Source organism: Proteus sp. ZN5 (genome assembly GCF_011046025.1).
Taxonomy (GTDB): Bacteria; Pseudomonadota; Gammaproteobacteria; order Enterobacterales; family Enterobacteriaceae; genus Proteus.
The window spans coordinates 2357202-2370597 of record NZ_CP047639.1; the positions used below are offsets into that span (position 1 = coordinate 2357202).

Below are 13396 nucleotides of genomic sequence, written 5' to 3' on the forward strand. Positions count from 1 at the left end.
ACTCAGTTGAGTGGCTTTCACATTTAAATCGTTCAATTAAGCAATAGTGACAGATTTATTCAAATAAACATCTTGTACTGCATTAATTAGGGCAACACCATCTTTCATTGATTTCTTGAACGCTTTGCGCCCTAAGATCAAGCCCATACCACCAGCTCGTTTATTAATAACGGCGGTACGAACCGCATCTTCAAGATCATTATTACCTGAAGCACCACCAGAGTTAATTAATCCCGCACGACCCATATAGCAGTTTGCTAATTGGTAACGAACTAAATCAATTGGGTTTTCTGTGGTGAGTTTCGTGTAAACACGCTCATCAGTATGACCAAAACCAATCGCTTTAAAGCCACCGTTATTTTCAGCCATTTTTTGTTTAACGATATCAGCACCAATTGTTGCAGCTAAGTGGTTTGCTTGACCAGTTAAATCTGCACTTGCATGGTAATCTACGCCGTCTTTCTTAAAGGCGGGGTTGCGTAAATACGCCCATAATACAGTGACCATACCTAATTCATGAGCACGTTCAAAGGCCATTGATATCTCTTCAATTTGGCGACGGCTTTCCTGTGAACCAAAGTAAATGGTCGCACCCACTGCAACAGCACCCATTTCAAATGCTTGTTCTACACTGGCATACAGTGTTTGGTCATATTGCGCTGGGTAGCTTAGGGTTTCATTGTGATTTAATTTCACAAGAAAAGGGATTTTGTGTGCATAGCGACGAGAAACAGAAGCAAGAACACCATAAGTAGAGGCAACACAGTTGCAACCTGCTTCAATAGCTAACTCAACAATATTTTTTGGATCAAAATAGAGTGGGTTTGCTGCAAAAGAGGCAGCGGCAGAGTGCTCAACACCTTGGTCAACAGGTAGAATAGACAGATAACCCGTTCCTGCTAAACGCCCATGATTTAACAGGGTTTGCATTGAACGTAATACGCTATTAGGGCGATTGTTATCAATCATAACACGATCAACAAAGTCAGAACCTGGCAGGTAGAGATTTTCGCTCGGGATGGTTTGGCAACGATGTTCTAATAATGATTTTGCATCAGCACCTAACAAACTTACTATATCAGTCATTACATACTCCAGTTCATGATGAGATGAGAGTGATTGTCATTTATCTACATTAAGATAACAAGTCACATTGAGGCGGTAACCGGCAGTGGATCGCTTCAGGTAACACAATAAATTCAAATTTATCCCCTAAAAGGGGTTCTCCATCTAAATTAAATACCATTTCATGAGAAGCACTAATGTTTACCCAGCGACTTTCTCGCTCGATTATCTTGTCATTCTTTTTGCTATCAAACATGCTACTTAAAATTGAAGGAAGAAGTTCATGAGCTTCAACGATGGTGAGGTTAAGTTTATTGTCATTAATTAAGGCTTCAGAACACAATTTTTGTCCGCCACCGGCTTGACGGCCATTGCCGATAGCTAAAATAAGAGCCTCACCTTCCCAGTGGAAATTTTCCGCTTCAATTTTGCAGTGATCCGCTTTTAAAGAATCGATACTTAAAAGGCCATTAATAAAATAGGCGGCTCCGCCCAATGCAGATTTTAACGCTTCAGGCGTTTCTGTTGTGATTTTGGTTCCAAAGCCCCCTGATGCCATATTGATAAAATAGTGGGTCTTATTCACGGCGATTATATCAATAGGTATTGATCGGCCTTTAACGGCTAAGTTAAGTGCATTTTCCATATCACGAGGAATTTGTGCGCTGGTGGCAAAATCATTTGCTGTACCTAAGGGAATAATACCAAGTGTCGGTAAAAATGAGGGTGAGAGGTGAATTAATTCAGAAACAACGCTATTAATCGTACCATCACCTCCTGCTGCAATCACCGTTTCAGCCTGTATATCGATAGCTTCTTGTACAAAACGACGTATATCACTGGATTCCCAAGTCACTCTTACTTGGAGATTAAAACCTTCGTTACGTAGTTGGTAAACGGCTTTTCTCAATGCACCATTGCTAGCGCTTTTTCCATTAATGATTAGCAAACTAATTTTACTCATTGATGAGTCCCTTTAATTGAATCACTCTTTTAAAGGTAATGGATATCGAGAAAATTACTATTTTTTTTACAAATGATAACGAAAAAGGGAGTGGGCTTTATGTAAAGGAGACTTGCTAAGAAGGATATAAAAAGAAAAGGCAAATCCAAGGGAGATTGGATTTGCCAAGGAGGTGGTTCCTAGTCTTACTGTATTCATTCTAGTTCTTTATTTTTCGGAACTGATGATACGGTAAACAAATTATTATTGATGTGATCTGTATTTGAAATTGACCACTTTAAATCAGATTATGACGCTTTACTTCACTTCTACTGCATCAATTTTATGCGGTTGACGTGTTGTTGTACCTTGTAGATTACGGATCAGCAGTGCGAAATCTAAATCAACATCTTCAGGAACAGATAAATAAACCATGTGACCATTACCTGGTGCAACATCGGTTGGCTGTTGTTTTTTGTTAAACAGCTCTTCTAACGTGAATTGAATATTTCCAGTTGGTGTCATTAATTCTAGGCTATCACCTAAAACAAATTTATTTTTAACATCAACTTCGGCTAAACCGTTTACACGTTTACCTGTAAATTCACCGACAAATTGTTGAGTGTCAGAGACAGAGTAACCATATTCATACGTTTGGTACGAATCATGAGTGTGACGACGTAAGAAGCCTTCTGTATAACCGCGGTGAGCTAAGCCTTCTAAAGTCGTTAGTAACGTTGGATCGAAGGGTTTGCCTGCAACCGCATCATCAATCGCGCGACGATACATTTGAGCTGTACGGGCACAGTAATAGAAGGATTTAGTACGACCTTCAATTTTCAGTGAATGCACACCCATTTGAGTTAATTGCTCAACGTGTTCAATCGCACGTAAGTCTTTAGAGTTCATGATATAAGTACCGTGTTCATCTTCGAACGCAGTCATATATTCACCAGGACGTTTTGCTTCTTCAATTAAGTAGACTTTATCTGTTGGCGCGCCAACACCTAAAGTAGGCTCAACATTTTTAACTGGGATTGGCGTGTATTTTTCAACGATATTACCTACATCGTCTTCTTTGCCTTCTTCGACTTTATATTCCCAACGGCAAGCATTAGTGCAAGTGCCTTGGTTAGGGTCACGCTTATTGATATAGCCAGATAACAGGCAGCGACCTGAGTAAGCCATACATAATGCACCGTGAACGAAAACTTCTAATTCCATATCAGGAACTTGCTTACGAATTTCAGCAATTTCATCAATAGAGAGTTCACGGGACAGGATCACACGCGTTAATCCCATCTGACGCCAGAATTTTACGGTTGCCCAGTTAACGGCATTGGCTTGCACTGAAAGGTGAATATCCATTTCAGGGAAAGCTTCACGCACCATCATGATCAAACCCGGATCAGACATAATCAGCGCATCAGGGCCCATATCAATGACGGGTTTTAAGTCACGGATAAAGGTTTTTAATTTAGCATTATGGGGTGCGATATTAACCACAACATAGAAGCGCTTACCTAATTCGTGGGCTTCTTGAATACCTTTAGCAAGGTTTTCGTGGTTAAACTCATTATTACGCACACGTAAGCTATAACGTGGCTGACCTGCATAAACGGCGTCTGCGCCATAAGCAAATGCATAGCGCATATTTTTTAATGAGCCAGCAGGAGAGAGCAATTCGGGTGTAAACATGGTTAAATTTCCTGGTTCTGATTTCAAGTCAGTCCCCCACACATTGGGTAGGGGTATATCATAAAGGGGTGGATTCTAGCGCTTAAGTGTAGCGAGGTTCAATGTATTCCTGAAAAAATATCATCGAAAACGGTAAGCTTGAGTTTCCCAACGATAGCCTTGACCATAAATTGAGCGAATAAATTCAATTTGATCGTTAAGTTGCTCAAGTTTGCGTCGTAAGTTTTTAATATGGCTATCAATGGTTCTATCCGTCACAATGCGGTAGTCATCATAAAGGTGATCCATTAGCTGATCACGGGTTAATATTTTGCCGGGTTGAGTGGCTAAGGCTTTTAGTAAACGAAATTCAGCAGTCGTTAAATCGAGAATTTTATTGTTGTATTGGATTTGATAAGCCTGTTCATCAATAACGACTAATTTATCGCTTTGAACAATATCTTGTGGTCGATAAAAACGACGCAATAAGGTTTTGACTCGGGCTACCACTTCTCTTGGACTATAGGGCTTACAAATATAATCATCAGCACCAATTTCAAGCCCAAGTAATCGATCAACTTCTTCTGTTTTAGCTGTCACCATAATGATGGGAATATCTGAAAACTGACGTAATTCTTTACAGACTGTAATACCATCTTTAACTGGCAACATGAGATCTAACAAGATTAAATCGTAATGTTGCTGTTTTACATAATGGCTCACTTCAGCACCATCCGCTAACCAATGCGTTTGATAACCAGATGCTTGAAGGTAATCAATAAGCAATTGGGCAAGTTTAGGTTCGTCTTCAACAATCAGAATTGAATAGGGTGATTCAGATACTGTCATTTATTGGCTCAATGGTTATAGGCTTAAAGATCATCAGAATATGCGGGCAATTCTATAAGGATTTTCACGCCACCTAAAGAGGATGGCATGGCACTTATCTTACCATTATGAGCTTCAACGATATTTTCGCAAATCGCAAGACCTAAACCTGAACCGCCACTTGCACGATTTCGTGAGTTTTCTGCACGATAAAAACGTTGGAAAACAACTTCGTATTGCGCACTATCAAGCCCCGGAGCACTATCTTCTAATAAAATAATGACACGGTTTTGTCCTTTTTGGGTACTGATATGTAATTGACCACCTGAATAAGTATAGCGCACGCTATTCTCTAGCAGATTATGGAAAAGCTGGATCAACCTATCAGGATCAGCTTGTACAATGAGTGGCGATAAATCATCTAATTCGGTGAGCAGAGTAATATCTTTAGTTTGATATGTGTGGCGATAAGAAGCCACAGCTAACAAAATCACCTCATTAATATCAATAAAATCTTTACGATAAGTTAGAGAGCCTCTATCTGATAATGAAAGCTGGTGGAGATCATTAACCAGTTTTGTCAGGTTTGTGACTTCAAATAAAAGGGAGTTGAGCGTTTCTGTTGTGGGTTTTCTGACACCATCTTGTAACGCTTCAAGTTCGCCTTTTAAAATGGCGAGAGGGGTTCGCAATTCATGTGAGATATCAGCCATATAATCGCGCCGAATTTGCTCATTTTTTTCTAGTGTGCTGGCAAGTTGATTAAAGTCGATAGCGAGTTGGCTGATTTCATCTTTGCTTGTGGGCGTTACTCGCACAGAAAAGTCACCAGCTGCTAATTTATGTGTCGCCTCAACCAGTCGTTTAACTGGGCGTATCATATTGCGAGAAAGAATAAGAGTGATCAATAAAGCAAAAAGAACCGTTAAACCTGCAATTATCCAACTGGTGCGCAGTTGCTGTTTATCAAAACTTATATCTGCTTCATTACTGATTTTATCGGCAGCGCTTACAATTACCCATCCTACAATTTCATCATGAAAAGTAATGGGTTTTCTGAAAGTTTCTTCTGGAAATTGATTATCATGACCAAATAAGCGTTTCATGTCTTTATCAACAATCCAAAATTGTGTCCGCCATCCCCTTGGCGGAGGGCCTTCGCTGCTTTGGCTTATTTGGTCAATACTTCGCAATATTTGATAAAGAGAACGATCATCTCTATTAAGGAAACGCCAATCCCCCGTTAAGGTATATTGATCTGTTAAGGCCTCTGCTAAAAGAGTTGCACGCTGTTCACTGTTTTTCTTGATATAGCCAATAAATCCCTGTTGAAAACTACCGCGAATACCGATATGCATGGCGAGAACAACCACCATACAAGTAGCGAAAACCACTAAGAACAGCTTGCTTCTCAATTTCATGCATTTGCCTCTTTTTTGCTGATACGTCGTTGTTGCCAACGTTCACGCAATCCATCAAAAAATAGATAAATAACAGGGGTGGTATAAAGGGTCAGTAGTTGGCTCATTAATAAACCACCTACAATTGTTATCCCTAAAGGTTGTCTTAACTCGGCACCATCTCCACTGCCTAACATTAATGGCAATGCCCCAAATAATGCGGCAAGCGTTGTCATAATAATAGGGCGAAAACGCAGTAGACTAGCCTGAATTATTGCCTCTTTAGCCGACAATTTACCTTCACGTTGCGCAGTAATTGCAAAATCCACCATAATAATGGCGTTTTTCTTCACAATACCAATCAGCAACATAATGCCAATAAGTGCAATCAGACTAAAAGGTGTATTAAAAAGCTGTAATGCTAATAAGGCACCGACACCTGCAGATGGCAGGGTAGATAAAATGGTTAGCGGATGAATATAACTTTCATATAGCACACCTAATACCAAGTAGACCGTGACAATCGCCGCTAGGATAAGAATAAGCTGTGATTTGATGGTTTCTTGGAAAATCTGTGCCGTACCTGCAAAGGTGCCTCTGACAGTATTAGGTACACCTAACTCTGTCATTGTACGTTCAATCGCATTAATGGCATCTGCTAATGTGTAGCCTTCAGGAATATTAAAGGCAATGGTTGAAGATGCAGATAATCCTTGGTGATTAACACTTAATGGCGCATTCGCTGGATACCAACTTGCAAATGCGGATAATGGAACACGCTCGCCTTGATTATTGACCACATACATTTTATCTAATGCAGAGACATCTTGTGTATATTGTTCAGAGACTTCCATCACGACTTTATACTGGTTTAACGGCGCATAAATGGTAGAAATCTGACGTTGACCAAAAGCATTGTTCAGCAGATTATTGGCATCACTGACATTAATACCTAATTGCGACATAGTATCGCGATCGTAAGTCAGAGCCATTTCGGCGCCTTTATCTTCTTTATCAGAGTTAACATCGACAAGCTGAGGCAGTTCTCCTAATGCTTTACGAACAATCGGCTCCCATTTACGTAACTCGCTTAAATCATCGGCTAATAATGTAAATTGATAACTGGCATTGGCTTGACGTCCACCAGCTCTCACATCTTGCACTGGCATTAAAAAGAGATTAGCTCCGGGTTCATCAGCGAGTTTGGCGCGTAAACGATTGATCACTTGGTTGGCACTATCGGTACGCTCTGACAGCGGATTGAGAGAAATAAACATAAATCCACTGTTAATGCGACCTCCACCCGTAAAACCCGTAACGCTATCAACGTCTTTATCTGCATTAATTTCCTGCATAAAACGGGTCATTTTTTCTTTCATCGATTGGAATGAAATACTTTGGTCTGCACGCACAAATCCCATTAAACGCCCCGTATCTTGATCGGGGAAAAACGTTTTTGGTGCGCTGATATATAAATAAGCATTTAAGCCCAAAGTGGCGAGAAAAATAGCCATAACCCAGCGTCGATGACGCAAAGCAGCTTGCAATGTGACACTGTAACCTTGCTGAGCGCGGAAAAGTAATTTACCAAAACCGCGTAAATGCAATTGCGCTTTGGGTTTCATCCCTTTGAGTAAATGCGCGCACATCATGGGTGTTAGCGTCAGAGAAACAAATAGCGAGATAGCAATAGCTGTTGTTAAGGTGATGGCAAACTCTTTAAATAATCGCCCAACAAGACCATCCATTAACAGTAATGGAATAAAAACAGCAACAAGAGAAATACTCATTGAAAGGACAGTAAAACCGACTTCTCCAACCCCTTTTAAGGCGGCTTCTTTAGGTTTTAAACCATTCTCAATATGGCGGGAAACATTTTCAAGCACCACAATGGCATCATCAACCACAAAGCCTGTCGCCACAGTTAATGCCATCAATGAAAGGTTGTTTAAACTAAAGCCACAAAGATACATGGCTGAAAAGGTACCAATTAATGAAACAGGTACAGCAACCGCAGGGATCAGTGTGGCGCGGCCGGAGCGTAAAAATAAGAACACAACTAAAATAACCAGTGCTACAGCAATGGCTAACGCACGTTCAACTTCTGCTAATGATGCGCGAATAGTGGGTGTTCTATCTTGTGCGACTTTTAAGTCAACGCTTGCGGGAATAAGCTCACGTAATTCTGGAAGCTCATCACGAATGCGATTTACAGTTTCAATAATATTGGCACCCGCTTCACGACGAATAACCAGCAAAATTGCAGGCTCTCCACCGCTCATTCCAGCCGCTCGTGAGTTTTGTACTGAGTCGGTAACTTGTGCTACATCACTTAAACGCACTACTGCATCTTGATTGTAATGGACGATCACTGGGCGATATTCAGCCGCTTTACTGAGCTCGTCGTTAGTTTGGATCTGCCAACGTCCTTCGTCATTATTGACAAAGCCTTGAGGCCGTCGCACATTCGCTTGGCTAATCGCCTTTCTAACATCATCGAGGCTGACATTTTGGTTAAATAACGCGTCAGGATTGAGGGCGACACGTATCGCAGGCAATGAACCGCCACCAACCGAAACTTCACTGACACCTTCAATTTGTGAGATTTTTTGTGCTAACCGTGTTGAAGCGAGATCGTAAAGCTCCCCTGTATTCTGAGTATCAGAGGTGAGCGTTAAGATCATAATTGGGGCATCAGAAGGATTCGATTTATAATAACGCGGACGGCTTGGCATACCTGAAGGCAACAAACTTTGTGAGGCATTTAACGCAGCCTGTACATCACGAGCTGCGGTATTGATATCTTTGTTTAAATCGAACACCAGCGTAATGCTGGTACTTCCAAGCGAACTGCTTGATGTCATTTCATCAATACCCGCAATTCGCCCTAAGGAGCGTTCAAGTGGTGTTGCCACAGATGACGCCATCGTTTCTGGCGACGCCCCAGGTAAGGAGGCGTAAATATTAATAACTGGATAATCCACTTGGGGCAATGGAGCAACAGGGAGCAACATAAACCCTAATGCACCACATAGCGAAATCGCCAAACTGAGCAACGTAGTTGCTACAGGTCGTTGAATAAAGAGGGCGAAGAACTTCATGATACAGCCCCGTTATTATTCTCAACGTGTTTATTACGGTTGATGTAGAGCGATAATTTATCAAATAACAGATAAATCACTGGTGTCGTAAACAGGGTTAAGATCTGGCTCATAATTAAGCCACCGACCATACAAACACCTAATGGCTGACGCAACTCTGCCCCTACACCTGTACTTAACATTAAAGGTAAAGCACCTAAAAGGGCTGCCATTGTGGTCATTAAGATTGGGCGGAAACGCAATAAACACGCTTGATAAATCGCTTCATAAGGCGTTAAACCTTGCTCTCGTTCGGCAGCAAGGGCAAAGTCTATCATCATGATCGCATTTTTCTTTACGATCCCGATAAGCAAGATGATCCCAATGATTGCAATAATATCAAGCTCATTGCCTGCGGCGATTAACGCCAATAATGCGCCGACACCTGCTGTTGGCAGTGTGGATAAAATAGTAATAGGGTGAATAAAGCTCTCATATAGCACACCTAATACAATATACATTGCGACAATTGCCGCGATAATCAGCCACAAAGTACTTGAAAGTGCACTTTCAAACGCCAACGTAGCACCTTGGAATTGAGTGGTGATATCTCTTGGCATCGAAATTTGCTCTTCAGCCAATTTCACTGCTTTCACCGCTTCTTCAAGAGAAGATTGTTCTGCGACATTAAATGAGAAGGTTGCCGAAGGAAATTGCTCTTGATGATTAATAGAAAGTGGCGCTAAGCGTTGCTCGACGGATGCAATAGATAATAAAGGTACCATCGCACCATCTTTACCCGTTAAATGCACAGCTGAAAGTGCCTGCAATCCATCACCATTACGAATATCTTGTTCTAATACCACGCGATACTGATTGGCTTGAGTGTAGATAGTTGAAATTAAACGCTGACCAAAAGCATTATAAAGTGCGTTATCGATTTCACTCATTGAAATGCCTAAACGGCTTGCAGAGTCTCTATCCACTTTAATATACGCCATCATGCCGTTATCTTGCCAATCACTGCTGATGTCAGTTAATTCAGGGCTATCTTTTAGTGCTTGAGAGAGTTTTGGTACCCAATAAGCTAATTCATCTAATGATGTTGCTTGTAGTGTAAATTGATACTGAGTACGGGAAACTTGCGTATCAATCGTTAAATCTTGAGTAGGTTGCAGATAGAGAGTCATTCCTGAAATAGAAGCAATCCGTTCTTGTAAACGAGGAATAATCACATCAATACGGGAATCCCGCTGATCAAGAGGCTTCAACGTAATTTGCAAACGACCAGTGTTTAAGGTTGCGTTGCTTCCATCAATTCCCACAAAACTAGCAATATTATCAATAGCAGGATCATCAATTAATTTATCAACAACCTGTTGCTGTTTTTCTACCATTGCCTGATAAGAGATGGATTGTGAGGTTTCAATGGTTCCTTGTAACAACCCGTTATCTTGTAATGGGAAGAAGCCTTTTGGAATAAACATATAGAGCAGTACAGTCAGCACCAATGTGCTAAGTGCTACGCCAAGGGTTATCCATTGGTGGTTTAAAACACGCTTTAACCAAACGGCATACACTGCAATCATTTTTTCAAAGAAACGCTCGCACGCCATTTCAAAACGGTTGTGTTTGATTTCATTTTCAGGTTTTAGCAATCGAGCACACATCATTGGTGTTAATGTGAGTGACACCACCGCAGAGATGAGAATGGCGACAGCAAGGGTGATTGCAAACTCTCTAAATAAGCGACCTACAATGTCTCCCATAAATAACAGAGGGATCAGTACAGCAATCAGAGAGAAGGTAAGCGAAATAATGGTGAAACCAATCTCACCAGCGCCTTTTAAGGCGGCTGTTAGTGGTTTATCCCCACGTTCAAGGTAACGGGAGATATTTTCAATGACAACAATGGCGTCATCGACAACAAAGCCTGTGGCAATGGTTAATGCCATTAAGGTGAGGTTGTTGACGGAGAATCCACAAAAATACATCACGGCAAACGTACCCACTAATGAAAGTGGTACGGCAATACTTGGGATTAAGGTTGCGACACCATTACGTAAAAAGAGATAAATCACCATCACCACAAGAGCGATAGCTAAGCCAAGTTCAAACTGCACATCTTTAACTGAAGCGCGGATCGTTGTGGTTCTGTCTGTCAAGATCTCAACATTAACAGATTTTGGTAAATTAGAGACTAAATCAGGTAATAAATTACGAATATTATCAGTGGTATCAATAACGTTAACGCCGGGTTGACGTTGAACATTTATGATAATCGCCTGTTCATTATTCGCCCATGCTCCTAGCTGATTGTTTTCAGGTGCTTGTTCAATAGTTGCAATATCAGATAGACGAATGGGCGCGCCATTTTTATAAGTAACGATTAATTGGCGGTAATCTTCTAATGATTTCATCTGATCATTAGCGGATAACGTCACAGAGCGAGTTGGCCCATCAAGGCTACCTTTCGCTGAGTTAACGTTCGCATTATTGATTGCTACACGAATTTTTTCGCTATCTAAACCGTAAGATGCTGCGGCTTGTGCATTGAGTTTGACTCTAACAGCAGGGCGCTGACCACCAGCTAAAGCCACTAAACCTACGCCATTAACTTGTGAAATCTTTTGCGAGATACGAGTTTCAACCATATCTTGCAGTTGTGTCATCGGTAAGGTTGAGCTAGTCACCGCTAAGGTTAAAATTGGCGGATCGGCTGGGTTTACTTTGCTGTAAATTGGTGGATAGGGCAAATCTGATGGGAGCAGATTAGTTGCCGCATTTATCGCAGCTTGTACTTCTTGCTCTGCAACATCTAAGGGTAATGTTAATTGGAACATCAGTGTGATCACTGAAGCACCACCAGAGCTTTGTGACGACATCTGTTTTAATCCAGACATCTGTCCAAATTGACGCTCTAATGGAGCCGTAACCGCTGATGTCATTACATCAGGGCTTGCGCCGGGATAGAGAGTAACGACCTGAATAGTTGGATAATCAACTTCAGGTAATGCAGAAACGGGCAACATACGATAGCCGACAATCCCGGCTAAGAGTATGGCGACCATAAAAAGGGTTGTTGCAACAGGGCGCAGAATAAATAAGCGAGATGGTCCTCCGCCTGTACCGTGTGTTTTTTCGGTCATTACGCTTTCTCCGCAACAACACGGTTATTTTCTTTAGTCTTTGGCGCGGTTGGTGTCACGATATCGACCTTCGCACCCTGTGTTAATCTATCCACACCATCGGTGACAACGCGCTGATCTGCCGATAAACCGGAAGCTATTACGACTTTTTCCGCGTTTTGTAAGGCAACTTCAACACGTAATTTACTCACTTTATTTTCGCTATCCACAACCCAAACAAAGTGACCTTCATTACCCATTTGTAGCGCAGCATTAGGAATAACAACGGCTTTTTCTAATGTGGTGACATAAAGACGGACATTGACAAATTGGTTAGGAAATAACGTTGTTTCTTGCTGAGGGAAGCGTGCTTTTAATTTAATGGTGCCAGTAGTTGCATCAATTTGGTTATCAACACTAAATAATTTTCCTTTAGCTAATTCAAATTGATTATTTCTATCTAATGCGGTGACAGGTAAATCTGCATTATTTTTACGTGCTTGAATAACATTCGCGAGATCTTGTTCTGGCAATGTAAAAAGTACATCAACAGGATCCATTTGATTGATAACGACGATAGGTGTAGATGAGCCACCAGAAATATAATTACCGACATCAACTTGTTTTAAACCCACTCGACCTGAAATAGGTGCTGTGATTTTGCTGTAAGTGAGTTGCAGTTGTGCATTACTGATAGAGGCTTCATCAATACGAATACTTGCTTCAGACTGTTTTACTAAAGCTTGCTGATTATCTAGCTCTTGTTGTGAGACTAAATTAGTTTTTGCTAATTTTTGATAACGCGCTAAATCAAGACGCGCATTCGCTAATGTAGCCTGATCTTTTGCAAGTTGTCCTTTAGCTTGAGCCAATTGAACTTCAAATGGACGAGAGTCAATTTCAGCTAATAAATCACCTTTCTGAACGTGTTGTCCTTCTGTGAAATGTAATGCCATTAATTGACCTTCAACACGGCTAGTGACGGTTACGCTGTTCGTGGCTTTTACCGTACCTAAAGCAGATAAAAATTGCGGCACATCTTCTTGTGTTGATGTTGCAACTTGAACGGGTGGTAAAGGTGGGCGACGAGATCCGGATGTACCTCGATTTTGTGAGTTGGTTGCTTGAGCCCCTTTATTTTCAGGCGACACTGTTTTTGCTGCATTAAATTGCCAATAGGCGTAACCCCCTGCGATTACGACGATTAAAGCGATAATGAGAGAAACTCTTTTTTTAGCATTTTTGTTTTTATTCATTACTTTTGTGATCCCACTG

At 41.2% G+C, this 13396-nt stretch carries 8 protein-coding genes; all 8 read right to left on the reverse strand.

The annotated features are described in order from the left end of the window. Positions 1–36: 36 nt before the first annotated feature. Positions 37–1086, reverse strand: coding sequence for a class I fructose-bisphosphate aldolase (gene fbaB, locus GTK47_RS10855; RefSeq protein ID WP_165123122.1), 1050 nt, complete (start codon positions 1084–1086; stop codon positions 37–39). A gap of 49 nt (positions 1087–1135) precedes the next feature. Next, positions 1136–2029: a lipid kinase YegS gene (gene yegS / locus GTK47_RS10860; protein WP_165123124.1), complete on the reverse strand. Its 894-nt coding sequence runs from the start codon at positions 2027–2029 to the stop codon at positions 1136–1138. A gap of 297 nt (positions 2030–2326) precedes the next feature. Continuing rightward, on the reverse strand, positions 2327–3706 hold the full coding sequence (gene yegQ, locus GTK47_RS10865) for a tRNA 5-hydroxyuridine modification protein YegQ (protein ID WP_165123126.1): 1380 nt from the start codon (positions 3704–3706) through the stop codon (positions 2327–2329). Between the two features lie 120 nt (positions 3707–3826). Continuing rightward, the gene (gene baeR, locus GTK47_RS10870; RefSeq protein WP_109401718.1) at positions 3827–4534 is read right to left on the reverse strand and encodes a two-component system response regulator BaeR; all 708 of its coding nucleotides are present in this window, start codon (positions 4532–4534) and stop codon (positions 3827–3829) included. 23 nt (positions 4535–4557) lie between these two features. Continuing rightward, on the reverse strand, positions 4558–5934 hold the full coding sequence (baeS, locus tag GTK47_RS10875) for a two-component system sensor histidine kinase BaeS (protein ID WP_109401719.1): 1377 nt from the start codon (positions 5932–5934) through the stop codon (positions 4558–4560). Then, positions 5931–9014, reverse strand: a complete 3084-nt coding sequence (gene mdtC, locus GTK47_RS10880; protein ID WP_165123128.1) for a multidrug efflux RND transporter permease subunit MdtC — start codon at positions 9012–9014, stop codon at positions 5931–5933. Before mdtC ends, baeS begins: the two co-directional genes overlap by 4 nt. Then, positions 9011–12142, reverse strand: coding sequence for an MdtB/MuxB family multidrug efflux RND transporter permease subunit (locus tag GTK47_RS10885; protein ID WP_165123130.1), 3132 nt, complete (start codon positions 12140–12142; stop codon positions 9011–9013). Before GTK47_RS10885 ends, mdtC begins: the two co-directional genes overlap by 4 nt. Then, positions 12142–13377: an MdtA/MuxA family multidrug efflux RND transporter periplasmic adaptor subunit gene (locus GTK47_RS10890; RefSeq protein ID WP_165123132.1), complete on the reverse strand. Its 1236-nt coding sequence runs from the start codon at positions 13375–13377 to the stop codon at positions 12142–12144. Before GTK47_RS10890 ends, GTK47_RS10885 begins: the two co-directional genes overlap by 1 nt. Between the last annotated feature and the right edge of the window lie 19 nt (positions 13378–13396).